Consider the following 24,664-nt stretch of genomic DNA (forward strand, 5'->3'; position numbering starts at 1 on the left):
CAGGGCCCTCGTTAGATCAGGCGCGACCCGGGCCCGCGGTCAACTGGGTGCCGCCTGCGGGGACCTGTTCACGGACAGGGCCGAAGAAGGCGTAGAGCAGCAGGAAGGCACCAATGGCCACGGCGATGCCGGCACCCAGCCGCATGCCATAGAACAGCACCAGCTGGTCCTGCACCTCCATGAAGTTCATGCCAAGCACACGCTGCAGGTGGGTCTGGACGACGCCTGCAAAGGTCAGCGTGAAGGTCATGAAGGCCATGGCGCCGGTCATGATCCAGAAGCCCCACATGTTGATCACCTGGTTGTAGGGCTGAACGCGGCGCAGCTGGGGCATGGCGAAGCTGATGATGCCCAGCAGCAGCATCACATAGGCACCGTAGAAGGCCAGGTGGCCGTGTGCCGCGGTGACCTGGGTGCCGTGGCTGTAGTAGTTGACCCAGTGCAGGGTGTGCATGAAGCCCCATACCCCGGCGCCGAAGAAGGCCATGGTCGGGCAGCCTAGGGCCCACAGCATGGCGGCCTTGTTGGGGTGGTTGCGGCTGCCCTTCCAGAACATGGTGAAGGCAAACACCACCATGGCGAAGAAGGGGAGCACCTCCAGGGTGGAGAAGATGCTGCCGATGGGCTGCCAGTAGCTCGGCGCACCAATCCAGTAGTAGTGATGACCGGTGCCCAGCAGTCCGGAGAACAGCGCCAGGCCGACGATGACGTAGAGCCACTTCTCGATCACCTCGCGGTCGACACCGGTCATCTTGATCAACAGGTAGCCCAGCAGGGAGGCCATGATCAGTTCCCAGACGCCCTCGACCCAGAGGTGCACCACCCACCACCAGTAGAGCTTGTCCACGGCGAGGTTGCTAGGGTTGTAGAAGGCGAACAGCCAGAATACCGCGGCCAGCCACAGGCCCAGCATCAGCACCATATTGATGGCGGTGCGGCGCCCCTTGGCGAGCGTCATGCTGGTGTTGAACAGAAACATCAGGAAGGAGATGGTGATCAGCACCTTGACCCAGAACGGCTGCTCGAGAAACTCGCGCCCCTCGTGGATTCCGAACTGGTAGCCGACCAGCGCCGCGGCACCGGCGAAGGCGAAGATCGCCAGCTGGATATAGGCGATGGTGGGGCTATGGATCTCGCGCTCCGCCTCTTCCGGCATCAGGTAGTAGGTGGAGCCCATGAAGCCAAGCAGTAGCCACACGATCAGCAGGTTGGTATGGCTAACCCGCATGATATTGAAGGGCATGGCCTCGGCCATGAAGTTAGGCCAGACATAGACGGCGGCGGCCAGCAGCCCGAAGACGATCTGCAGGGCAAAGAGCGCCATGGCCACCATGAAGAATGGCAGTGCCACCTTCTGGGTTTCATATTTCATCGGTGTCGTTCTCCTTGATTCATCCGCGTTGCGGCGGTCCGGTGGTCCGGCGACTCAGCCCGCCGGGGTCGGTGGCCAGTCCTGGTCGTCGATGCTGTCGGTCCACTCGAGGAAGTCGATCAGTGCGTTCATCTCCTCGTCGCTGAAATCGTAGGCCGGCATCTGGCGGCGGCCCTGGGCGCCCAGGGGCTGGGCACGAATCCACGCAGCCAGGCCGGCACGCGCCGCTTCGGGGTTCTGGTGGCCGCCATAGCGCTCCCAGACATTGCCCAGCTCCGGCGCGAAGTAGGCGCCCTCGCCCATGATGCTGTGGCAGTTGATGCACATGTTCTTTTCCCAGATGTGCTTGCCCTGCACGACCGACTCGGTGAGCCCCTCCTTGTCGGTGGACTTGTTGACCATGTACCAGTGGCTGTGCGCCGTCAGGGCGGCAAACAGCAGAAAGAAGAACAGCGACCCGCCATAGAAGATATTGCGGGCCGCCGACTTGGTGAGACCGTCGGCCATGAACCTTTCCCCCTTGCTCGTCTGGCAGGCGCGTCGCTGATCTGCGGTTTGCGCCTGGCAATTTATTAACATGCATTATCGATACATGTTAAGCCTAGCAGAAGAGAGGGCTATCAGGCTTTGATGTCGGTCAATTAGTGCAGAAAGGTACGGGCAACAGAGGGTGAAAACATGCCGCCCGAGGGTGGCGTTCAGCGCTCGTCGGTGATGTCCTCGATCCACGTCAGGGCAGCGACGCCACGTGGCAGTCCCAGGGTGGGGATCGACAGCATGGCCACCTGCTTGAGGGCTTCGCTGGTCTCGCCCTCTTCCAGGGCGCGGCGGGCATGGGAGTGCACGGCACCCTCAGAGCGCGCGCCCACGGCCAGGGCCAGCTTTACCAACCGACGCGTACGGGCATCCAGCGGACCGCTCTCGGCGCAGGCCTTGCCCAGCTCGGCGTAGGCGTCCCACACCTCGGGATACTGCTCGGCCACCTGGCCGGCACCGGAAGGAAGATCCTGTTTCGACATGCCATGTTCCTTGCTGCGGATGAGTGTCACATCAGTATAGGCCAATCAACCGACCCTACGTCGCGCTGGGCGGATGACGTGCGACTCTCGAGTCAGGCTAGCCAAGAGAGCGCGCTATGCTGGATGGCCGCTCCCAGCATGTAGACAAAGACCAGAATGGCGGCCACGGCGGCCATGCCACGCGTCGCCGGGCTCCGCCCACGCTTGATCGCCACCGTTCCCAGGCCGATATAGGCCAGCAGGGCGATCAGCTTGGCGGCGAGCCAGGGGTGCTGATGCGGCCACAGGGAGAGCATCACCATCAGCACCACGCCCAGCGTCAACAGTAAAGTATCGATGATATGGGGGGCGATCCTGACCCAGCGCGCCTGCAGCATCGGCGCTTCACGCACCGACCAGACGGCACGCAGCATAAAGAAGAGAATGCTCAGGGTAGCGGCGGTGATATGCAGATGCTTGATCACCAGGTAGTACTCCATCTCGAGGGGCTCCTTGTCTCGTGTTAGCCATCCTTGCCATCGGCACGCGGCGACAGCAGCGGGCCCGTATAGTGGAACAGGAAGACCCCATAGGCCAGGCACCAGAAGATGATCCCCAGGTTATAGGTCCAGTGGGTAATCTGGGGGAACAGCACCAGCACCGGCGAACGCAGCAGTGCGGCGGCCACCATCAGTCCCAGGGCCACGCCGATGCCGGGCAGCGTACGGATGGGGCGCGCGGTATGGCCCAACGAGACGCGTGCCATCATCGAGAGCATCATGGTGCCCATGCCACCGATGGTCAGGGCATGCAGCGCGGCATCGGCGCGGCTGCCGACGAGCAGCGCCAGGGCCCACATGGCAAGCCCCAGTGGAATGCAGGCGTAGCTCAGATGCAGCCCCCACAACAGCGGCTCACGCCAGCTGTGCAGACCACCCCAGCGCGACATGCGCACGGCATTGGCCAGTGCCGCGAGCCCCATCAGCCCCGCCAGCCATGTCGGTGGCAGTGCTACGCCCAGGGCAACCAGCAGCTGGCTGACCACCACCGCCATCACGCTGCCCAGGCTCAGGGCCTCGAGGGCCGGAATCGGTGGCTTGCGCGTCAGGCCCAGGCGGTTGGCGGTGAACATGGCGATCACCCGACCGCCCACCACCACCATCAGCAGCGTGATCAGTAATACCGCCAGGTGCGCGGCGGGACGGATCAGCTCGGGCTCGCCGGTCAGCACGCCCAGGTGCATCAGCAGGTTGGCCAGGGTCAGAAGCCCCAGGGCCGGCAGGAAGATCAGGTTTCGCCAGCGCCGGGCGCGAATCACCAGGCTCGCCATCACCGCCGCCACCAGCGGCAGGAAGGCGAGATCGATCGTCGCCACCAGCCAGCCCGGCAGCGCCATGGGAAAGGCCATCATCACTCGCGCCAGCAACCAGAGCCCAACCAGGCCCAGCAGTGGGCCACCCCGCAGGCTGGGCAATCCGGTCCAGTTCTGCACCGCGGTGAGCAGAAAGCCCGCCACCACGGCGATGGCGAAGCCGAACAGCATCTCGTGCTGGTGCCAGAACATCAGCCCCCCCTGGGGGCGCAGCAGGATATCGCCGTGCCAGAAGGCGAGCCACACCACCAGGGAGAGGATGCTGAACAGCGCGGCGAGCAGGAAGAAGGGCCGAAAGGCCAGACGCGCCACGGGTAGAAGCGTCGGCGAAATGGCGGTCTGGCTGGTGCGGGAGGAAGACATGTCAGAATACCCCGTCAGGAGGCTTGGATGGGGTCATTGTGCGCCGATGGGCGCACGACTTCCATGACAGGTATCAAGAATGCTTCTTTATATCGCCTCCTGGGGCGGATCCTGGTGGGGCCTCTCACGAAGGGCGCCATGAGCGACGGGCACGTCGCGATCGTAGTGAAACTTCATGTAGACGATGCCCGGGCTCATCACCAGACGCCAGGCCAGCTCAACCTCGGGGCAACAGTGCGGATCATACCGCCGCACGCTCTCCACCATGGCATCCAGCCAGAGATCGTAAAGCCCCGGGCGAATGTCGAGATGGCGACGATTGTGGCTGATCGCCACCTTGTTCAGGTAGTAGTCGGCGTGACTGGACGCATAGAAGGCCAGCAGGTGGTAGAACGACTTCTTGAGCATCGCCCGCTGACGCACCATATCGGTATGACGGAACTTCTCCGCTACCTCAGGCGAGGCGGCGACAAAGCGTGCGTAGAAGGTTTCGAAGAAGCCCTGCCCGCCGACCTCATGCTCGAGAACCCGGCCGTAGCTGGCGTCGAAGATAGTGTCGATTTCCAAGGCTACCTCCCCGGGCATCGCCAGTCGCATCTGGCTCTGCTCCCTTGAAGCCTAGCGCTGATCCGGCCCGCCGGCTCGCGCCGATTGTTTCCGCAAGAGCTAGTGGCTGGTGCCCTCCTCATAGCGTGTCTTGTTCCACACGTTGTACTTGCCCGAGGGCTTGCTCATGGGGATACGCTTCTCCTCCTCGAGACTCTCGGCGTCATAGACGATCACCGCGCCGTCATCTTCCCACAGGCTAAGCAGCAGCTTCTCGCCGTAGCGATCGAACTCCACATGGGCGGCGGTCTTGCCGGGTTCGGGAATCAGGGTCTCGACGATCTCGAGGCTCGCCTTGTCGATGACATGCACCCGGTCGCGGTTGGGCCCGAAGAAGACATCCGCCCAGACATAGGGCGAGTTGGCATGGCTGCGCATGAAGAAGCCGGGGCCGTCGGTCTCGAGGGTCCTGATCACCTCCCAGCTGGTCATGTCGATGATCGACACCGCCGCCCGGGTGAGGTGTGGCGTCGCCATCACCCGGCGCCCCTCATGCTCCCAGGTGATGCCCGAGCCGAGATGGGGCATCCCCTCCAGGGGCAGGTCGGCCACCTTCTCACCGCTATCCAGGTTGATCACCATGCCGCCCTGGCCGTCGCTCTCTCCACCCCGGGAGGCGCCGATGACGTGGGCATACTCCAGATCGAAGAAGAAGTCGTCCAGGTAGTCCGGCACCGGGATGCGGCGCACCCGGAAGTTGGCGGTATCGTGGGCGCGCTGCGGTGCCAGCGGGGTCGCCATATGGCCGGTGGAGACCACCGGTTCGGTGGGCAGCGGCCAGGGAATCTCCCAGACCTCCTCGATATCCTTGAGGGCGGCGATAAAGCTGCCCCGTGGCGGGGCGGCATAGACGGCGCTGACCCGTGAGCTCTCGCCATCCTCGCCCAGCACCGGGTAGACCTTCATCAGGTCCAGGTTGTGGGCATCGAAGAGCACCAGGCTGTGGGGTAGATAGTTGGCGGCCATCACGTACCGGCCATCACCGGAGACGGCGATATTGCGCATGTTGATGCCGGCACGCACCTCGGCCACCACCTCCATGTTGTAGATATCGTACTTGGTGATCCAGCCGTCCCGGGAGCCGAAGAAGACATGGCGCCCATCGGGGGTGTACTTGGGCCCACCGTGCAGGGCATAGCGGGTCTCGAAGCGGTGGAGCGGCTCGAAGGTATCGCCGTCGAGCAGGGTGGCATGATGATCGCCGGTCTCCACCACGATAAAGAGGTTGAGCGGGTCGGCATCGAAGCGCGGCTCGTCCGGCAGGCTGCCATCACGGTGATGCACCACCTGGCTGGTCAGGATCTCGTCGCGTCCCCAGGACGGCTGCACACCGGGCTCACGGTAGATCCACTCGGCCAGGCGAGTGATCTGATCCTCCTCCAGCTGAGCCGCGAAGCCCGGCATCTGGCTGGCGGCACGGCCGTCACGGATGACCGCCTCGGCCGCCGCCGGCTTGAGCCGCGAAAGATTGCCTGGCAACAGCGCCGGGCCGACTCCCCCCAGGCGCTCTTCACCGTGACACGAAGCGCAGTGGGTCTGGTAGAGCGCCCCGGCCTGAGGCTTGAGTTCGAGCTCGTCCTCGGCCGAGGCAGTCGCCGGGGGCAGGAGTAGCGCCGCCGTCAGCAGGGGCAGGAGTCGCGAGATCACGGCACTTCGTGTGTCGGTCATCACAGGGCAACCCGCTCCAGGACGGCACCCTCGATAAAGGCCGCCTGCTCCGGCACCGGCTGGAAGAGGGTATCGGCCAGACGCACCACCTCTCCGACCACGATCAGGGTGGGTGGCTTCAGCCCCTCACTCTCGATGGTCTCGACCAGCTCCCCCAGGCAGGTGATCACTCGGCGCTGCTCCGGGGTGGTGCCGCGCTCCACCAGGGCCACGGGATGCGAGGCCGGCAGGCCATGGCGCTGCAGTTCGCCGCGGATCAGTTCGGCATTGGCCAGCCCCATGTAGAACACCGTGGTCTGGTTCGGGGCGGCCAGCGAGGCCCAGTTCAGGGCCAGGTCGCCGTCGCCCTTGAAGTGACCGGTAACGAAGGTGACGCTCTGGGCATGGTCGCGGTGGGTCAGCGGGAAGCCGCCGTAGGCGGCGCACCCCTGGGCAGAGGTGATGCCCGGCACCACGCGAAAGCCAACGCCGTGCTCGATCAGCACCTCGGCCTCCTCGCCGCCGCGGCCGAAGATATAGGGGTCGCCACCCTTGAGGCGCACCACCCGCCTGCCCTCGTGGGAAAGGCGCACCAGCAGGGCATTGGTCTCGTCCTGGGTCAGGGCATGGCAGCGCGAGGCCTTGCCCACATAGAAGCGCCGAGCCCTGGGGCTCGCCAGCGCCAGTACCTCGCGGGAGACGAGCCGATCGTAGACCAGGCAGTCGGCCTGCTCGATCAGCGACAGCGCCCGCAGGGTCAGCAGGCCCGGGTCACCGGGGCCGGCGCCGATGATGGCCACTTCGCCGGACGCCAGCGGCGCCTCGGCCAGATCGTAGGAAACACGGTGTGACGGCATGGCGATACTCCTCGCAAGCCTCAGGTGATCTCGACGGCCTGGATGGCCTGATAGGGGGTAGCGAGATGGGGCGCCACCACTCGGCGCTCGCCCTCCTCGGCAACACCGATCTCGGCATTGGTCAGATAGCAGCCGGGATCCTCCTCCCAGGGGTCACCGGTGACCTTCCAGGCGCGCACCCGTGTATTGCCGTTGCATATCGACAAATAGCGGCACTCGGCACAGCGCCCCTTGAGCGGTCGCGGGCGCTGGCGGAAGCCGACCATCAGCGGGTCCTGGGTATCGCGCCAGATCGCGGAGAAGGGGCGCTCCCGGACACTACCCAGGTCGTGGTCCCACCAGAAGGTATCGGGGTGCACATGCCCCAGGTTGTCGATATTGGCGATATTCTCGCCGGAGGCGTTGCCTCCCCAGTTGAGCAGCCGCTGCTCCAGGGCCGCGGCCTGGTCGGGGAAGTGTTCCCGGGCCCACATCAGCAGGAAGGGGCCATCGGCATCGTTATTGCCGGTGACATACTCGCGCTCGACGCCGCGCTCGAGTTCATCGCGGCAGTGGTCGAACAGTCGGGTCATGGCGTCGCGGGTCATGCGATACCAGGCGTCCTGCTTGCTGTGGCGCCGGCCACGCCCGCCATAGTTGAGGTGCGAGAGGTAGAACTTGTCGACATCGTGCTCGTCGAGCAGCGCCAGGATATCGCCGAGCTGCTCGTAGTTCTCGCGGGTCAGGGTAAAGCGCAGCCCCACCTTGATGCCCCGCGCCTTGCACAGCCTGACCGCATGCATGGATTCGCGAAAGGCGCCCTGGCGCTGGCGGATGACGTCGTGAGTCTCCTCCAGTCCGTCGATACTGATGCCCACGTAGTCGTAGCCCACCTCGGCAATGGTGTCGATATTCTCCTCGGTGATCAGGGTGCCGTTGGTGGAGAGCCCGGTGTAGATTCCCAGCTCCCGGGAGCGACGCGACAGCTCGAAGATGTCGGGGCGCATCAGCGGCTCACCGCCGGAGAGGATCAGCGCCGGCACCCGGAAGGCGCTCAGGTCGTCGAGCACCGCATGGGCCTCGGCGGTGGAGAGCTCACCGGCGAAGTCGATATCCGCCGAGGTGGTATAGCAGTGCTTGCAGGTCAGGTTGCAGCGACGAATCAGGTTCCAGATCACCACCGGGCCGGGCGGCTTGCGCGCCGGTCCTCTCGTTTCATGACCCGGGGAACCCGGTTCCATCAGGCTCTTGATATAGCGGGTGACGCGGAACATGGCGTTCTCCTGCTGAGAAATGCTGTGCCGGGTCGCCGTGACAGGCGCGACTCAGCTTCGACGATCGGCGTTCGTGGCGGCATCGTTCGGCCGCTTGCCGGCCAGGCGCAACCCGGTCTTCTTGAGGATGCGCGAGCTGTAGAGGATGCGGTGGTCGCGGCAGGCATCACCCAGGCGCCTGCGCAGCACCTCTGCCTGGCGCTCGACCTCCTCCCGGCTGCGACCATGCAGCATGGCGAATAGATTGTAGGGCCAGTGCGGCAGGTGCCGCGGGCGGCGGTAGCAGTGGCTGACACCCTCGATGGCGGCCACCTCGCGGCCCAGACGCTCGATCTGCATATCGTCGACGTCCCACACCGTCATGCCGTTGGCCACATAGCCGAGCCGGTAGTGATTGGGCACCGCCGCGACCCGGCGGATCACCCCGTTCGCCTGCATGGCCTGCATGCGCTCGAGCACCTCCGCACCGCTGATGCCTACCTCGCGGCCCACCGCCCCCCAGGGGTCGGGAACCAGTGGCAGGCCGGCCTGGGTCGCCAGCACGATGGCTCGATCGACGGCATCGAGCCCTCGGGCATCGCACCGCTGGGCATCATCGACGATGGGCGTGCTAGACGGACAGGTGGAGACGGACATGGAACTCCTCCTCCTTGGGCATGTTGAAGACCGGCAGACCGGTGGCCGCCTCGATCTCGGCCACGGTCTCGGCGATGCGTGCCGGGGTCTCGGTGGCGAGTACGAACCACATGTTGAGCGCATGCTCACGACGATAGTTATGGGCCACCTCGGGGAAGGCATTGACCCTCCCGGCGACCTCGTCATAGTCCGCCTCGGGTACCGCGAGCGCGGCCAGGGTCAGACCGCCTCCCAGCCGTTCGGCGTGGTACATGGGGCCGAAGCGACTCAGCACCCCACCATCGCGCAGCCGCTCCAGACGATACAGCAGCTCTCCCTCGCCGATGCCCAGCTGCGTGGCAACGACCGCATAGGGGCGTGCCACCAGCGGCAGGCCATCCTGCAGGTGATTGATCAGACGTCGGTCGACGGCATCCAGATCCTCGAGGGTCATGACGCCTCCTCGCGCACATAGCGGCCGCCGCACTGGCGATAGGCATGGGTGCTGAACAGCGCCCGATGCTCCAGCGCCTCCAGCCCCTGGCGCTGGACGATGGCATCGAGCTCGCTCAGCACCCGCTGGCGGTGGGTACCATGAATCATGCTGAACAGATTGTAGGGCCAGTCTGGCAGGCGGCGCGGGCGGCGATAGCAGAGCGTTACCGCCATCTCGCGAGCCAGACGGCGCCCCACCTCGGCGACGCGTTCGTCGGGCACATCCCAGACCACCATGGCATTGGCCTGGATGCCAAGCCGGCGATGCTTCACCACCAGTCCCAGGCGCTTGATCATGCCATCGGCCTGCCAGCGGCGTACGCAGGCCATTACCTGCCCCTCGGCCATCCCAGCCTGCTCCGCCAGGGTTCGCCAGGGGCGCGACGTGATCGGCAGCCCCTGTTCAAGCAGGCCGCGCAGGCGGCGTTCGGCTTCGCTCGAGGGTGTGGAGAGGGTAGCGCCGGTGGCGGCGAGGCTCAGGTCGTCGGTCGTCTTCATGCGCGCTCCAGCTCGGCCCAGGGAATGGGGAAGGAGAGATCGATGTGGTACCCCTCCAGCATCGGCAGACGCAGGATCGGCACCCCCAGGCGCCTCTCCAGGTCATCGAGACGCGCCTCGAGCTCGGGCTCGTCCGGTGCGGTCATCACGAACCAGAGGTTGTAGCCGTGTTCTCGGGCCGGCTCTTCACGAGCCTGTTCTTCACGAGCATAGTTGTGATTGACGCCGGGAGCGGCGTTGATGAGCTCTGCGAAGGCATCGCGTTCGGCCTCGGGCACGGCCACCGCGGCGAGCAGGCTGGCGCCGGCTCGGGCGTGGTCGAACACTGGCCCCACTCGGCTCAGCACCCCCATGGTCTGAAGGCGCTCGAGTCGTGCGAGAACCTCCTCCTCACTGCTGCCCAGGCGCTCGGCGATGGTGTGGAAGGGGCGGGTACAGACCGGCAGGCCACGCTGGTAGCTGTCGATCAGGCGACGGTCCAGCGCATCGAGGTCTTCGGCTTTAATAGACGGGGCTTGGCAATGCATCGGCACAGCTCACTTGCGGCGGGTGGCGGCGGGCAGGGCCCGCCGCCGATCCCGGTCAGTAGATATCTTTCTGGGTGTTGATAACGTTGAACTTGCCGGTCGGGGTGACCAGACGTTCATCCTTGATCACGTGCTTCAACTCGCGGGTCTTGTCATCGACGACCACGATCGCGGAGGTATCGTCCATGGTGTTCCACACCGAGAACCACACCTCGTCACCGGCCTGGTTGTACTCGGGCTGCACCACGCGCTTGGGTCCCTCGCCGACATCGGCCCACTCGGCGATCGGCAGGACCTCGAAGCCCGCCTCCAGGTCATTGATGTCGTAGACCGCCACACTCTGGCTGATGGCCTCATTGGGGTTGAGGGCGGTGTCGACGTAGAGGTTGTCGGACTCCGGGTGGGTCTTGATGAACAGCGAGCCGCCGCCCTGCCCTTCCAGGGTGCGCACTACCTGCCAGGCGCTGTCCGGATGCCCTTCCGGGTCGGTGCCGATCAGCTGGATGGTGGCATCGCCCAGGTGGCTGGTACCCCACACCGGACCATGCTCAGGGTCCTCGAAGTTGGCACCGCGACCCGGGTGCGGGATCTTGCCCACGTCGACGATGGCCTCGAGCTCACGCTCCTGAGCATCGATGACCACGATCTGGTTGGACTCGTTGGCCGCCGTCAGGAAGTAGCGACCCGAGGCGTCCCAGCCACCATCGTGAAGGAAGCGGGAGGTGTCGATCTCGACGGTGGAGAGTGCATCCAGATTCTCGTAGTTGACCAGGCGGACCTTGCCGGTCTCCTTGATGTTGACGATGAACTCCGGATGCTGGTGGGAGGCCACGATAGCCGCCACCCGGGGCTCCGGATGGTACTCCTGCTCACCGACGGTCATGCCTCGGGTCGCCACGATCTTCTTGGGCTCCAGGGTCTCGCCATCCATGATCACGTACTGTGGCGGCCAGTAGGCCCCGGCGATGGCCAGGTCATCCTCGTAGCCCTCGAACTTGGAGGTCTCGACGGAGCGGGCCTCCATGCCGATCTTGATGGTGGCGACGATGCTCGGGTCTTCCATCCACAGATCGATCATGTCGATCTTGGCGTCGCGACCGATAACGAACAGGTAGCGACCGGAGGCGGACATGCGCGAGATATGCACCGCATAGCCGGTGTCGAGAACCTTGACGATCTCCTTGGATTCGCCGTCGATCAGAGCGATCTGACCGGCATCACGCAGGGTGACCGAGAACAGATTCTCGATATCCAGGTCGTTCATCTGTTCGGTCGGACGGTCCTCAGGGGCGACCAGCACCTCCCAGGTCTCCTTCATGTCGGCCATGCCGAATTCGGGAGGCTGCGGCGGCTCATGCATGATGTACTTGGCCATCAACTCCACTTCACTCTCGGTCAGATCGCCCGAGGTCCCCCAGTTGGGCATGCCGGCCGGAGAGCCGTAGTGGATGAAGGCCTTGAGATACTCCAGGCCGCGCTCCTGGGTGATCTCGGTGGTCAACGGCTTGCCGGTGGCCCCCTTGCGAAGCACGCCATGGCAACCGGCGCAGCGCTGGAAGTAGATCTCCTTGGCCTGCTCGAACTCCGCATCGGTCAGATCCGGCGCCCCGGGGGTGCGCACCACCCTGGCCGAGCCTGGATCCACCGCGGACTCGGTGCCCTGATAGGCCGCCTGAGTCTCGTCGAGCTCCTTCTTGTCATCCTGGGCGTAAGCCGCGGTGATGCCCAGTGCGACGGTAGTGACCGCCACCGCCAGTGGCTTGAGATACCAGTCTTTCTTCATCATCGATCCACCTCTGTCATGATCCTTGAATGCGCTGTCGCCAGGACATGGACGTGTCGTTATTGTCATTCGACGGATGGCCAGCCGGTATCAATGGGCCGATGACCTTCCTGGGAAGAGAGTGGCTCAATAACGCGTATACTTCATGCTTCTTAACGGCTCACCGTCCTCTTTTAGGAAAGACCTTGACGTATATCAAAGCACGTGAGGGCTACCCCCAAAGGGAAATTGAGCCGCTCGGATTTTGCTGATATGCCTTGGGGCAGGAGGCTTTGGTTGACGCCAGTCAATGCGCACCGACGCCCGAGCAGAGACACTCGTGTCAGTCCTCATATCAGGAGTCGCCATGTCGCCGCATCCTTTTCTTCGCCTGACGCTGCTGGCCGTGGCCTGTGCGCTACCACTTGTCGGACATGCCGAGTCATCGCTCACCGTCGAGCGCGAGGCCGAGCTCGAGACACTGCTCTATCAGGATTGCGGCTCCTGCCACGGCATGACCCTGCGCGGTGGGCTGGGACCGGCGCTGCCCGCGTCACGCATGAACGCCTATAGCCGCGAGGGCCTGGCCGCGCTGATCCTCCACGGCGTGAAGGGCACCGCCATGCCCGGCTGGGCCGATCTGCTGACCGAGCAGGAGGCCTTGTGGATCGCCGATCATCTGCAGAATGACAACCCCCTGGATGAGTGACCCCTTCATGCCCACGATGCCCCCATCACTTCGCAAGCCCCTCGCCGCCCTCTCACTGCTTGCCCTGCTGGCCGGCTGTCAGGCCACGCCCACCGCCGAGCTACGCGGCACCGGCGATCTCGGTGTGGTCGTGGAGCGTGCGACAGGCAGCCTGGCGGTGGTCGACACCAGCGAGCGACGCATCCTCGAGCGCGTGGAGGGGCTCGGGGATCTCTCCCACGCCTCGGTGAAGTTCTCTCGCGATGCTCGCCATGCCTTCGTGTTCGGACGTGACGGTGGGCTGAGTCGCGTCGATCTGCTGACCGGCGAGATCACCCACAGGGTGATCCAGTCCGGCAACAGCATCGGCGGTGCCGTCTCCCAGGATGGCTCACTGGTGGCGGTGGCCAACTACGAGCCGGGTGGCGTGAAGATCTTCGCCAGCGAGAGCCTGGAGGAGGTCGCCGATATCCCGGCGACCTGGGTCGATGACAGCGGTGAACAGCAGCGCTCCAAGGTGGTGGGCCTGGTGGATGCCCCCGGCAATCGCTTCGTCTACAGCCTGTTCGAGGCCGGGGAGATTCATCTGGTCGACATGCATGGCGACACCCCCGAGGTGACGCGCTTCACCGATATCGGCAAGCAGCCCTACGACGCCCTGATCGGCCCCAGTGGCCGCTACTACATCGCCGGGCTATTCGGCGAGGATGGCCTGGCGCTGCTCGATCTGTGGCACCCGGAGCAGGGTGTTCGCCGCATCCTGCCCGACTACGGCCGCCGCGAGGAGCGCCTGCCGGTCTACAAGATGCCCCACCTGGAGGGCTGGACCCTGGCCGGCGACGAGGCGTGGCTGCCGGCGGTGGGCCGCCACGAGGTACTGGTCGCCGACGGCGACGACTGGACACTGGTCGATCGTATTCCGGTCCACGGTCAGCCGATCTTCGTGATGCGTCGCCCCGACGAGCGCCAGGTCTGGGTCAACTTCGCCCATCCCGACAACGACGTGGTACAGGTCATCGACACCGAGAGCCGCGAGGTAGTCGCCACCCTGGCGCCCGGCGAAGCGGTGCTGCATATGGAGTTCACCCCCAAGGGGGAGCACGCCTGGGTCTCGGCCCGCGACAGCGACCGGGTGGTGGTCTACGACACCCATACACTGGAGGAGGTCGCCAGGCTCGACAGCGAGTCGCCCAGCGGTATCTTCTTTACCGACCGGGCGCACCGTATTGGGCTCTGAAGAGAGTAGCGAGAAGGGACTGTTCCCGGCAGTGGTGCCGATGCTGGCAAAGAGCTTAAACACTGACCCGATGGCTCGGCCGGGGGCAGCCCCTGATGGTAAGTGAAAGAGGGAAGGCGCCTGGTCGGCGCCTTCCCTCATTATGGCATGGGCAAAATGACCCTCAGCGACGCACGTGCAGGGGCACCTCGGAGTAGCCGCCGGCAGGATAGAGGGCACGCATCGCGGGGCGACCCGGCAGCGGGGCGATATCGACCGTGGCGTCGAGCAAGGCGTCCATGAAGTCCTCGAGTTCCATGCGCGCCAGCGGCGCTCCGGGACAGACATGGATTCCCGCCCCGTAGAGCAGATTGTCTGCGGGGTCACGATCCAGGCGGACCTCGTCGGGAGCCTCGAATACCGTCTCGTCGCGATTGGCCGAGCCCCACAGGATCGTCAGGCGTTCGCCGGCCTCGAGGCGGCGGCCGCCGATCTCCACCGCACGGGTGGCGATGCGGCGATTGGACATCAGCGGCGCGTCGAGGCGCAGGATCTCGTCGATGGCCGCCGGTAGCAGTCTCCGATCGGCACGCAACCGCCCCTGCAGCTCGGGGTCGGCGGCCAGGTAGCGCATCAGGATACCGATGCTCGCCGAGATGGTGCCGAGCTCTCCCACCGTCCAGTTGCGCAGGATGCTGACGATCTCCTCGTCGGTCAGCGCACGGCCTTCGACGGTCTCGTTCATGATGCGAGTGGTGACGTCATCCGGGGCATCATCGCCGGCCGCGCGTCGACTGGCCAGCTGCTCGCGGATCACGCCGTCGAACTCCAGCGCCAGCTCCCCCAACGCCTCGCGATCCTGGGCCAGGGTAGCGGCCTGCTGACGCTTCACCCAGGCCCGCAGCGGCTCGTGAAGCGTGGTCGGCCAGCCCATGAAGGCACACTGGATCTCCAGGGCGAAGTCCTGTCCCATCTCGGCCATCGCCTCCACCTCACCGTCGGCGGGAAGTCGTGCCACCACCCCCTCGGCGATAGCACGGCACTGCGGGGCAAACTCGGCCATGGCCTCGGGTCCGAAGTAGGGCTCGATGATGCGCCGAAAGTGCGTGTGATCGGGCGGGTCCATGGCATTGGGCACCGAGAGGTGACGGCTGGCCGCATTGCTGAAGGTGTCATGGTCCTCGAGAACGCGCATCACGTCTGCATGGCGAAACAGCGACCACTGCAGATAGTCGCTGAAGGCCACCGGGCAGCGGCCGCGCATCCTGTCATAGGCGACGATCTGGTCGTCGAGGACATCCTCGGCGCGCGGGTCCCAGTCCTGCTGGCGTGTATCGCTCATGTCATCTCCTCGGATGGGGTGAGAAACGCAGCAAGGAGACCAGAAGACGACCCGATGTGCATTGATTCAGGTCAGCCGGCCCCTTCGCCACTCAGGGCAGCTCGGGCCAGCCGGGAAGGTGGAACTCCTCATGCAGGTGACGCAGTTCCGGCTGATGCAGCTCGGCAATTCGCCGAGCCAGTTCGGCGCCACGGTCCAGCAGGTGCACCTCGATACGCCGGCGGTCGCCACGACTCGCGCGGCGCTCCACCAGGCCCAGCTGCTCGCAACGGTCGACCAGCGCCACCGTACCGTGGTGCTTGGCCTGGAGCCGCTCTGCCAGCTCGCCGATGGACGCCCACTCCCGCCTCTCGAACCCCAACAGATGAAGCAGCAGCTGGTATTGCAGCGGCGTCAGGCCGTGCTCGCGGCAGATATCCTCGCTCTGGCGCAGAAAGCAGCGCAGCTGGTAGCGAAAGTGAGAAAGACGCTGAAAGTCCTGCTTGGTCAGGGCGTCATCGCTCATAAGGGGCATCCAGCATGGGCATGGTCAATGTCTCAGCCGCTTGACAGCAACAGGGTTGCTGCCTAAGTGTTAATCAATAATATCATATAATGATATTTTTCCACCGCCGAGGATACCGCAATGAACCCGCTGACCGTGATTCGACTGCCCTTTACCCGCCAGGCAGGCTGGAAGACGCTGCAGGGTCGCAAGCCGTCGATTCCTGCCCTGGGCTGGTGCCTGGTGCTGCCCATGTCGCTGCTGCCACCGGTGTTGCTCTACTACGCCGGTACCCACTATGGGGATGACTTCGTCATGGGCTTTGCCGACAGGGAGTGGCGCTTTATCACCACCATCCTGTTTCTGGCCGAGCTGCTGACCTTCTTCGTGATGGGCTGGCTCATCCACGCCGTCGTCAATGGCACCCGCGAACTCTCGATCGACTATCACGATGCCTACCTGCTGGCGGCCCTTGCACCACTGCCGCTGTGGTCATCGGCGATCGTGCTGCTGATTCCCAGCCTGCTGCTCAATGCCCTGGCGGTGCTGGTGGCCCTGGGCATCTCCTGCAGCCTCGTCTATCACGGGCTTCAGGCACAGTGCGAGCGCCGCGATAACGATATCAACACCATGTCGGCCACCTACACCATCATGGCCGCCGGTGTACTGGCCTGGGGCCTGCTGATGGCCATCGTCTGGGCCTACTGAGCCAGGAGCGTTTGAGCCAGGAGCCTTGCTGCGGCGCAATGTCGCGGGGTGGTGTCGAGGGGAAGAAAGATGTATTTTGCACGCATCTTAAAAACATCCCCCACGACGGAGCCCCCTCGATGCTGACCCAGGAGCAGGAACACCTGATCGCCGCCACCGCCCCGGTGGTCGCCGAACACCTCGACGCCATCACCCAACGCTTCTACCCGCTGCTGTTCCAGCGCTACCCACAAGTGAAGCCGCTGTTCAACCAGGCTCATCAGGCCGATGGCGGCCAGCCACGGGCCCTGGCCGCCGCCGTGCTCGCCTATGTGCAGCTGCGCCATGATCGTGAAAAGGTACGCGCGACCCTGGCCACCGTCGTCGGCAAGCACGTCTCCCTGGATATCCGACCCGAGCACTACCCCCTGGTCGGCGAATGCCTGATGGCCGCCATCGGCGAGGTGCTGGGCGACGCCGTGACGCCGGAGGTCGCGGCCGCCTGGCAGGGCGTCTACGAGGAGCTGGCCGGCCTGCTTATCGAGCTGGAGGAGTACCGCTATCGCGAATTCGAGCAGTGCCCCGGCGGCTGGCGCGGGCCTCGTGAGTTCCGCATCGCCGCCGTTCGCCAGGAGAGTGCGGTGATCCGCTCCTTCGTGCTCGAGCCGGTGGACGCTGGCCCCGTCGCCGACCATGTGCCAGGCCAGTACATCGGCGTACGCCTGACCCTCGACGGTGAGCCGGTCTATCGACACTACAGCCTGTCGGCCCTGCCCAACGGCCAGAGCTACCGGATCTCGGTCAAGCGCGAGCCAAAGGGCCGAGCCAGCCGCCATCTGCATGACGTCATGGGGGTGGGTGATACCCTGGCGCTGCTGCCACCGGCCGGTGACCTGACCCTGGCCGAGGGTGACGAGCCTCTTCTTCTGGCCAGCGGCGGGGTCGGCCAGACTCCACTGCTGCCCATGGCGCACCAGGCACTGGCCAAGGGTCGCCAGGTGGTTTATCTGCACGCCGCCCTGGACGCCGAGCACCACGCCTTCCGTGACGAGGTCGCAGCCCTGGCCGCGGAGCACCCCGAGCGACTACACGCCATCAGCATCCACGAGTCGGGCAGTGCCGCCGACCATAGCGGGCGAATCGATCGTGACCTGCTGGCAAGCTACCTGCCGAAAGGCGGCCGCTGCTACTTCGTCGGCCCCCAGGGCTTCATGACCGCCGTGGACAGGGCGCTGGCCGAGCTGGGAGTGCCCGATGAGCGCCGCCATTACGAGCACTTCGGCCCCTCGCAGCCCCTCGGCGCCGCCTGAAGCCGCTCACACCTGTATACACATAACAGCGACGCCCCGTTCTGGCCGGGGTGTCGTCGCAGGCACGCTGTTCAAGCACTGTGTGGTAGCAGGCCAGCCATCAACTGCCACGGGTCATCAGCATCGCCTTGATATGACCGATGGCGCGCATCGGATTGAGTCCCTTGGGACACACCCAGGTGCAATTGGCGATCTGTCGGCAGCGAAACACGCTGAAGGGATCGTCGAGTTCGGCCAGGCGCTCCTCGGTGGCGGTATCACGGCTGTCGATCAGGAAGCGATAGGCCTGAATCAGGCCAGCCGGGCCGATATACTTGTCCGGATTCCACCACCAGGAGGGACAGGCCGAACTGCAGCAGGCACACAGGATGCATTCATAGAGGCCATCTAGCTTCTCGCGCTCTTCGGGGCTCTGCAGGCGCTCCCGGGCGGTCGGCGGCGTATCGTTGATCAGCCAGGGGCGGATCTTCTCGAACTGGCGGAAGAACAGTGTCTGGTCGACGACCAGGTCACGAATCACCGGCATTCCGGGAAGCGGACGCAGGATCAGGGTATCCCCCCTGCCCAGCACCTCCTCCACCGACGTGATGCAGGCCAGGCCATTCTTGCCGTTGATGTTCATGCCATCGGAGCCGCACACCCCCTCCCGACAGGAGCGCCGATAGGTCAGGGTAGCGTCCTGCTGCTTCAGCTCCTCGAGCACGTCGAGCACCATGGTCTTGCGGAAGCGCTCATCCACCTCGCGAGTTTCCATTCTCGGCAGCGCATCCTGCTCCGGGTGATAGCGATAGAGACGCACACTGAGCATGGTCGCTCTCCCCTGGCGGGACGTATTTACTCCCGCCAGTAATCGTTGGCCGCGGCAACGGTCTGGAAGTGGGTGGCGATGACGTGGGAGACCGCGATCAGGCTATCCGCCTCCTCGGCATACTCGGGTCGCTCGGCCCTGCGCACCTCGGCATCCGGCTGGGTAGTTGCCACGCCCTTCTGGGAGAGGGTTACCGCCAGGGCAAAGCCCTGCTGAGGCGTCTCGGTGATCAGGCTCGGCAGCCAGGTGTCGCCGCCCGACATCGTCTCGTGGCTATCCGCGGCGGCAGCGCCGCCCATCACCAGCAGTGTCGCCAGCAACAGCACAGCGGCGGAACGGATTCCTGAGCGTCGTGCGTGATGGAAAGTGCGCATGCTGGTCTCCTGTTTGACCACTGGCACGTTAGCCAAAAAAGATTCTACAAAGATACATCTTTAAAGCTAGTCGAGGATACGCGACCGTCAAGGCAATCACGCGGGCGCGTCACCCTGTTTCGCTTACCTCCTGGGTCACCCCCTGATTCGCCCCTCCGCGGGTCCAGCCCCAGTCGTCGAGCAGCACATAGAGTGCCGGAATCACCAGCAGCACCAGCAGGGTCGCACTGAGCAGACCGAACACCACGGCGACCACCAGCGGCTTGATGGCATCCGCCTGGGTGCTGGTCTCGGCCAGCAGCGGCGCCAGGCCGGCGATGGTGGTCGTGGAGGAGATCAGGATGGCACGCAGCCGATCGCGGCTGGCCTGGCCGGCGGCCGCCACCGCGTCCAGGCCGCGCTCGCGGTGCGTCTTGATGAAGTGGATCAGCAGGATGGCATTGTTGACCACGATTCCGGCCAGCGAGGCGGCACCGATCAGCGAGGGCATGGAGAGGTAGTAACCCATCAGCACATGCCCCCAGATGGCCCCGATAAAGGCTAGCGGAATGGAGAGCATGACGATCAGCGGCTCCATATAGCTGCGGAACTGGAAGGAGAGGATCACGAAGATTCCCACCAGGCCGATCAGCAGGCCACGCGCGATGGAGCCGCCGGTCTCCGCGGAGCTGGCCACCTGCCCCTCGAAGGTGACGGCTACCTCGGGGTGGCACGCCTCGAAGTCGGCCAGCCAGCCACTATTCACCAGGTCGTCGACGATCGCCTGGGCGCTGGCCCGGCGGGCATCGACATTGGCCTCCACGGTGACCGTACGCCGACCATCGATACGGGTGATGCGCGCCCACTCGCGGCGCTCGGCCACATCGGTCACCACCGAGAGGGGCACCCGGCTGCCGCCGGGCAGCAGCAGGGTCTGGTCGGCCAGGTCATCGAGGCCATCGCGGTCGGCCTCGGCCTGGCGCACCAGCACCTCTATCTCCTGTTCGCCGATACGCTGGGTATCGGCGATCTCGCCGAGCAGGGCCGCGCGCAGCTGGCTGGCCACCTCCTCGGCGGTCAACCCCAGGCCATGAGCCCCGGGCGCCATGGAGTAGGCGCGCTGGGGCTTGCCCAGACGCTGATCATCCATGACGTTGTAGACCGCCGAGTAGCCCTCGAGATGCGCGGCCAGCTCCAGCGCCGCCGCCTTCATGGCCTCGAGATCCTCGCCGGCAAGGCGCACCTCTATCGGCACCCCGGCGGGGCCGAAGCCCGGCTCCTGGATGATCAGGCGCTGCACCCCCGCGATCTCGCCGATCGCCTTGCGCCACTCCGCTGTCAGGGTGTCCAGCGTCACCGAGCGTGTCTCGGCGGTCAGCAGATCGACGCTCACCGTCGCCACATGGGGGCCTGCCTCACGCGCGCTGAGGTTATGGTTGAAGCGCACCTGCATCGCCTCGACCAGCGCCGCGCCTTCCGGCTGCTCGGGCGAATAGCGGGCATCGAGCTCCTTCATGGCCGCTGCCACCCGCTCGGCCACCGCCTCGGTGCGCTCGAGCGGCGTGCCCTGGGGCATCAGGATACGCGCCTCCAGCACGTCGCCGTCGATATCGGGCATCGCCTCGCTGCCAAGATGACCACCGGCCATGAAGCCGACCGACCCCAGAATCACGGCAAACATCGCGCCGAGCACCCCATGGCGGAAACGGATCGCCCGGTCGGCCAGCCCTCCCACGCCCTCGCGAAAGCGCTCGAAGCCGCGATCGAAGGCGCGGCGAAAGCGAGAATCATGGCCCTGCTGCAGATGCGTTACGCTCCCCTTGAGGTGATGAGGCAGAATCCAGAACGCCTCGACCAGGCTCGCCGCCAGGGCGGCGATCAACACCACCGGCAGCACCTCGAGCACCGCGCCCATCTCGCCGGCCAGGAAGGAGAGCGGAACGAAGACCGAGGCGGTGGTCAGAAACGACGACAGCACCCCGGGCAGCACCTGGCGAGTCCCCGAGACCACCGCTGCCAGCGGCGAGGCACTCTCCCCCACGTGGGCGGCGATGCTGTCGGTGATAACGATGGCGTCGTCCATGACGATACCGATCGCCATCAGCAGCCCCACCAGGGTGATCATGTTCAGGGTGAGCCCGCTGAGTCCCATCACCAGGAAGGCACCCATGAAGGCGGCGGGCAACCCCAGCACCGCCCACAGCGCCAGGCGTGGCCGAAAGAACAGGCTCATCACCAGCACCACCAGCGCAAGCCCCATCAGGCCGTTGGCCACCAGCATCTGCAGGCGATCGCGGACGATGCCCGTCATGTCCTGAGTCAGGGTCAGCGTTACGCCACCCTCGAAGCGGCGACGCTCCGCTTCGATCAGCGCCTCAAGCTGCTCCTTTACCGTCAGGGCATCATCGCGCAGGCTCTTGCTTACCTCCAGCACCAGCGACGGCTCGCCGTTGAAGACAATCTTCTCCTCATCGCGCTCACCGGTTTCGGTAAGGGTGGCGATATCGCCCAGCGTCAGCTCACCGCCGGCCGGGTCGGAGACCACCACCAGGCTCTCCAGCTCACGCAGCGAGCGGCGCTGGTCGGTAAAGCGCAGCAGGATATCGCGCTCTGGGGTAACCAGGGTGCCCAGCGGCAGATCCAGGCTCTGGGCGGAGACCCGACGCGCCAGGTCGCGGGCCGAGAGTCCATGCTGCCCCAGCACCTCGCCGGGCACCTCCACCTGCCACTGGCGCTGGGACATCCCGTGAATCGCCACCTTGGCCACCCCCGGCAGGGCCATGATGCGCTCCTCCAGGCGCAGGGCGTACTCCTCGAGCTGTGAGGCCGGCATATCGGAAGAGACCGCGACTGCCGCCACCAGATCGCTGCGGTGCAGCTCGCGCACCACCGGCGGGTCGGCCCGGACCGGGAACTCGCTGATGGCCCCGACCTCGGTGTCGATCTCGCCGAGAAAACGCAGGGAATCGCCGCCGGCCTGCATGGTGGCGGTGGCACTGGCCAGGTTGTCCTGGGCCACGCAGACGAACTCGTCGAGGTACTCCACCCCCTTGACCGCCTCATGCAGGCGCCGGCACACGGCATCCTCCACATCGGCCGCGCTGGCTCCGCGGTAGACCACCTCGACGCTCACCTCCACCGGGCGATAATCGGGAAAGGTCTCTCGCTTGAGCGTTGGGGCCGTAAAGAGCCCGGCGGCGAGCAGCAGCACCAGCAGCAGATTGGCGGCGGTGGGGTGAGCGGCAAACCAGCGGATCATGGCTGCGCTTCCTCATGCTCTTCACCCAGCGCCTGGCCGGCAATCCGCGCCTCCAGGTTCCGGTCACGCTGCCCAACAACGGCCATCCCGGCGATCGCCGTGGAGAGGTCATCGACCACCACCCTCTCGCCGGGAGCCAGGCCGGTCGAGATCACCGCCAGATCCCCCTGCTCGAAGGCCACGCTCACCACCCGCCGCTCGAGGTGCGCCTCGTCATCCACCAGCCACACCTCGCCCCGGTGCACCGCACCGGCCGGTATCGCCAGCCGTGGCGCCTGGCTGGTTGCCGAGAGCCGCACCCTTACGTACATATCGCGCTGCAGCGGTGGGCGATCCGGCGGTCGGGCACCTCGGTAGGGGTGATCGACCCGCACCACGGCACGCACCGTGCGAGTGGCGGGGTCCAGCCCGCTGGCCACTCGCACCAGCTCGCCCGACCAACCGACTCCCTCGGCACCGACCAGAAGCAGCTCGGCATCGACCGCCGAGAAATCCAGCCGCTCGCCCAGATCCAACCCCTGGCCGAAGGGCTCGTCGGGCAGAACCGCGCCCAGCAGACGCCGCATCATGCCGATGGGAATATGCGCCTCCACCTCGGCGGCGGCCAGGCTCTCGGCCTGGAACAGTCGCTGCCCACTGGCCACGAACTGGTGCCGTTCCACCTCGACGTCGCTCAGGCGCAGATCATAGGGCGCCTCGAAGCGGGTATCCGACAGGTCCTCCCGGGCCTGGGCCAGGCGCACCTCGGCCCGCTCACGCTGGGCCCGGAGCACCTCGCGCCGGGCGGGCATCAGCGCCAGCGTGTTCTCCAGTGAGGCCACCGCCCGACGCTGCCCCACGGTGCTGCGCCGCTGCTCGTCACGCCGCGAGGTGGAGACCGAGCCGCTGGCTGCCAGACGCTCGATGCGCGACAGCTCCTGCTCGGCCAGGGCAAGCGCCTGCTGCTCCAGCGCCAGCAGGCGGCTGGTGTTCTTCTCCTCGGCCTCGATCTGCGACAGCTCGCCGTCCAGGCGTGAAAGCTCCGCCTCCGCCTCGGCGATGGCCAGCTCATAGCGACTGGGATCCAGCGCCACCAGCAGCGTGCCCTTGGGCAGCAGGGTACCGCTCGCGAGCCCAGGGTGTCGCTCCACCACGCGCCCCGCCACGTTGGCAACCGCCTGCCAAATCTCGGCGGGCCGCGCCACGCCGTGGCCACGTGCCTCCAGGCGAAACTCCAGGGGCCGGACCTCGATGGTCCTGACCGGGGTGGCGGATACCGCCATTTCCTGGCGCTCGGGAGCCTGGCGATTGGCCACGAAGAACATCAGCAGCGCCACTCCCAAGACGACGCCGATCAGCACCGTCAACCCCCTTCCCAAACGCCGTACCCAGGACCTCATGCACCACCTCCCGCCTCGGCGCGAATGCCGTGTCGATAGAGATCGAAGGCCGCCGGTGCTCGATCGACGATACCGGCCACGTCATCGGCGATCAGCGACTGCAACACCAGCCCCTGGACGCAGCCGATAAACTGGCCAGCCGCGGCGTCCAGATCGAGCCCGGGGCGCAGCTGACCCTGCCGCCTGGCCTTCTCGAGCAGGTGCAGCAGGCGAGAGCGATAGCGCTCCATCAGGCCACGCACCAGGCGTCTGGCAGCGGTAGGCCGTGGGTACTGCAACTGACTCATCAGCAGTCGCGGAACCCCGGGGTGCTCACCGATAAAGGCCACATGAGCCAGAAACATTGCCTCGAGGGCCGCCAGGGGGTCCTCGATGCCCTCGGCAGCGGCGGCGACCCGTGCCATGACCCGCTCGGCGATCCAGGCCACGGCGGCCTCCCAGATCGCCTCCTTGTTGGGAAAGTGGCGAAACAGGGCCCCCTGGGTCACGCCCATGTGCCGAGCGATGCACCCGGTCGTCAGGGTGGCGGGCTCCTCATGGCCGCATAGCTCGATCACCGCTTCCACGGTGCGCTCCCGTCGCTCGTCGGCGGGGAGGTGCTGACGTTGAGGCATGTTGGAGCCTCCAAAGATAGTAATCGATTACTAACTTAAGCGATCGCCTGTCGCTCTGCCAGGCCTCGTTGTCACACCTCTGACCACGGTCAATTTATGCGGGAAAGTCACTGAATCCCATGGATCCTGCCTTTCAAAACAAACCTAACTTATTGAAAG

Annotated in this window: 25 protein-coding genes; 4 read left to right on the top strand and 21 right to left on the bottom strand. The window is 65.5% G+C overall.

Annotation, left to right across the window (positions count from 1 at the left end; all coding sequences use genetic code 11):
- Nucleotides 1-16: 16 nt before the first annotated feature.
- The 14 genes from E0702_RS04290 to E0702_RS04355 form a co-directional block, all read right to left on the bottom strand.
- The gene (locus E0702_RS04290) at nt 17-1,372 is read right to left on the bottom strand and encodes a cbb3-type cytochrome c oxidase subunit I (RefSeq protein WP_132041735.1); all 1,356 of its coding nucleotides are present in this window, start codon (nt 1,370-1,372) and stop codon (nt 17-19) included.
- A 54-nt stretch (nt 1,373-1,426) separates the two neighbouring features.
- On the bottom strand, nt 1,427-1,879 hold the full coding sequence (locus E0702_RS04295) for a c-type cytochrome (RefSeq protein ID WP_132041736.1): 453 nt from the start codon (nt 1,877-1,879) through the stop codon (nt 1,427-1,429).
- 191 nt (nt 1,880-2,070) lie between these two features.
- A complete protein-coding gene (locus tag E0702_RS04300) occupies nt 2,071-2,391 on the bottom strand; it encodes a carboxymuconolactone decarboxylase family protein (protein WP_132041737.1) in 321 nt (106 codons plus the stop codon).
- A gap of 92 nt (nt 2,392-2,483) precedes the next feature.
- Entirely contained in the window at nt 2,484-2,870 is a 387-nt protein-coding gene (locus E0702_RS04305) for a SirB2 family protein (protein ID WP_132041738.1), read from the bottom strand.
- Nucleotides 2,871-2,893: 23 nt separating this feature from the next.
- A complete protein-coding gene (locus tag E0702_RS04310) occupies nt 2,894-4,105 on the bottom strand; it encodes an NnrS family protein (RefSeq protein ID WP_132041739.1) in 1,212 nt (403 codons plus the stop codon).
- Nucleotides 4,106-4,192: 87 nt separating this feature from the next.
- The gene (locus tag E0702_RS04315; protein ID WP_132041740.1) at nt 4,193-4,672 is read right to left on the bottom strand and encodes a globin; all 480 of its coding nucleotides are present in this window, start codon (nt 4,670-4,672) and stop codon (nt 4,193-4,195) included.
- Nucleotides 4,673-4,771: 99 nt separating this feature from the next.
- On the bottom strand, nt 4,772-6,379 hold the full coding sequence (locus E0702_RS04320; RefSeq protein WP_132041741.1) for a nitrite reductase: 1,608 nt from the start codon (nt 6,377-6,379) through the stop codon (nt 4,772-4,774).
- Complete coding sequence (gene cobA, locus E0702_RS04325) at nt 6,379-7,215, bottom strand: uroporphyrinogen-III C-methyltransferase (protein ID WP_132041742.1); 837 nt, start codon at nt 7,213-7,215, stop codon at nt 6,379-6,381. The genes E0702_RS04320 and cobA overlap by 1 nt, the downstream gene beginning before the upstream one ends.
- A 20-nt stretch (nt 7,216-7,235) precedes the next feature.
- Complete coding sequence (nirJ, locus tag E0702_RS04330; RefSeq protein ID WP_132041743.1) at nt 7,236-8,468, bottom strand: heme d1 biosynthesis radical SAM protein NirJ; 1,233 nt, start codon at nt 8,466-8,468, stop codon at nt 7,236-7,238.
- 51 nt (nt 8,469-8,519) lie between these two features.
- Complete coding sequence (gene ahbB, locus E0702_RS04335; protein WP_165927477.1) at nt 8,520-9,104, bottom strand: siroheme decarboxylase subunit beta; 585 nt, start codon at nt 9,102-9,104, stop codon at nt 8,520-8,522.
- A complete protein-coding gene (locus tag E0702_RS04340; protein WP_202597170.1) occupies nt 9,079-9,537 on the bottom strand; it encodes an Lrp/AsnC family transcriptional regulator in 459 nt (152 codons plus the stop codon). The genes ahbB (E0702_RS04335) and E0702_RS04340 overlap by 26 nt, the downstream gene beginning before the upstream one ends.
- Complete coding sequence (ahbB, locus tag E0702_RS04345) at nt 9,534-10,076, bottom strand: siroheme decarboxylase subunit beta (RefSeq protein ID WP_161422881.1); 543 nt, start codon at nt 10,074-10,076, stop codon at nt 9,534-9,536. Before ahbB (E0702_RS04345) ends, E0702_RS04340 begins: the two co-directional genes overlap by 4 nt.
- Nucleotides 10,073-10,603 carry an Lrp/AsnC family transcriptional regulator gene (locus E0702_RS04350; RefSeq protein WP_132041744.1) on the bottom strand — a complete coding sequence of 177 codons (531 nt, stop codon included), beginning with the start codon at nt 10,601-10,603 and terminating at the stop codon, nt 10,073-10,075. Before E0702_RS04350 ends, ahbB (E0702_RS04345) begins: the two co-directional genes overlap by 4 nt.
- Nucleotides 10,604-10,658: 55 nt before the next feature.
- The gene (locus E0702_RS04355) at nt 10,659-12,389 is read right to left on the bottom strand and encodes a nitrite reductase (protein ID WP_132041745.1); all 1,731 of its coding nucleotides are present in this window, start codon (nt 12,387-12,389) and stop codon (nt 10,659-10,661) included.
- 343 nt (nt 12,390-12,732) lie between these two features.
- Here E0702_RS04355 and E0702_RS04360 point away from each other — a divergent pair, with 343 nt between their 5' ends.
- A complete protein-coding gene (locus E0702_RS04360) occupies nt 12,733-13,074 on the top strand; it encodes a c-type cytochrome (protein WP_132041746.1) in 342 nt (113 codons plus the stop codon).
- Between the two features lie 7 nt (nt 13,075-13,081).
- The gene (locus E0702_RS04365; RefSeq protein WP_306766901.1) at nt 13,082-14,290 is read left to right on the top strand and encodes a cytochrome D1 domain-containing protein; all 1,209 of its coding nucleotides are present in this window, start codon (nt 13,082-13,084) and stop codon (nt 14,288-14,290) included.
- A 163-nt stretch (nt 14,291-14,453) separates the two neighbouring features.
- Here the strand turns inward: E0702_RS04365 and E0702_RS04370 are convergent, their stop codons facing one another.
- Together E0702_RS04370 and E0702_RS04375 are read right to left on the bottom strand one after the other, a co-directional pair.
- Nucleotides 14,454-15,611 (bottom strand): cytochrome P450, encoded by a 1,158-nt coding sequence (locus E0702_RS04370; RefSeq protein WP_132041747.1) that lies wholly within the window; start codon nt 15,609-15,611, stop codon nt 14,454-14,456.
- A gap of 91 nt (nt 15,612-15,702) precedes the next feature.
- Nucleotides 15,703-16,116 carry a MarR family winged helix-turn-helix transcriptional regulator gene (locus E0702_RS04375; RefSeq protein WP_132041748.1) on the bottom strand — a complete coding sequence of 138 codons (414 nt, stop codon included), beginning with the start codon at nt 16,114-16,116 and terminating at the stop codon, nt 15,703-15,705.
- A gap of 120 nt (nt 16,117-16,236) precedes the next feature.
- Between E0702_RS04375 and E0702_RS04380 the strand changes: the two genes are divergently transcribed.
- Entirely contained in the window at nt 16,237-16,803 is a 567-nt protein-coding gene (locus E0702_RS04380; RefSeq protein WP_132041749.1) for a YIP1 family protein, read from the top strand.
- Nucleotides 16,804-16,922: 119 nt separating this feature from the next.
- Entirely contained in the window at nt 16,923-18,092 is a 1,170-nt protein-coding gene (hmpA, locus tag E0702_RS04385) for an NO-inducible flavohemoprotein (protein ID WP_132041750.1), read from the top strand.
- Nucleotides 18,093-18,192: 100 nt separating this feature from the next.
- On the opposite strand, the gene E0702_RS04390 is transcribed toward hmpA, so the two are convergent.
- The 5 genes from E0702_RS04390 to E0702_RS04410 form a co-directional block, all read right to left on the bottom strand.
- Nucleotides 18,193-18,900, bottom strand: a complete 708-nt coding sequence (locus E0702_RS04390; protein WP_132041751.1) for a succinate dehydrogenase iron-sulfur subunit — start codon at nt 18,898-18,900, stop codon at nt 18,193-18,195.
- Nucleotides 18,901-18,926: 26 nt separating this feature from the next.
- Entirely contained in the window at nt 18,927-19,274 is a 348-nt protein-coding gene (locus tag E0702_RS04395; RefSeq protein WP_205741877.1) for a hexameric tyrosine-coordinated heme protein, read from the bottom strand.
- Nucleotides 19,275-19,383: 109 nt separating this feature from the next.
- On the bottom strand, nt 19,384-22,512 hold the full coding sequence (locus E0702_RS04400) for an efflux RND transporter permease subunit (RefSeq protein WP_132041752.1): 3,129 nt from the start codon (nt 22,510-22,512) through the stop codon (nt 19,384-19,386).
- Complete coding sequence (locus E0702_RS04405; RefSeq protein WP_132041753.1) at nt 22,509-23,891, bottom strand: efflux RND transporter periplasmic adaptor subunit; 1,383 nt, start codon at nt 23,889-23,891, stop codon at nt 22,509-22,511. Before E0702_RS04405 ends, E0702_RS04400 begins: the two co-directional genes overlap by 4 nt.
- Nucleotides 23,888-24,505, bottom strand: coding sequence for a TetR/AcrR family transcriptional regulator (locus E0702_RS04410; protein ID WP_132041754.1), 618 nt, complete (start codon nt 24,503-24,505; stop codon nt 23,888-23,890). Before E0702_RS04410 ends, E0702_RS04405 begins: the two co-directional genes overlap by 4 nt.
- Between the last annotated feature and the right edge of the window lie 159 nt (nt 24,506-24,664).

It is taken from the genome of Halomonas marinisediminis, from assembly GCF_004347715.1.
GTDB lineage: Bacteria > Pseudomonadota > Gammaproteobacteria > Pseudomonadales > Halomonadaceae > Halomonas > Halomonas icarae.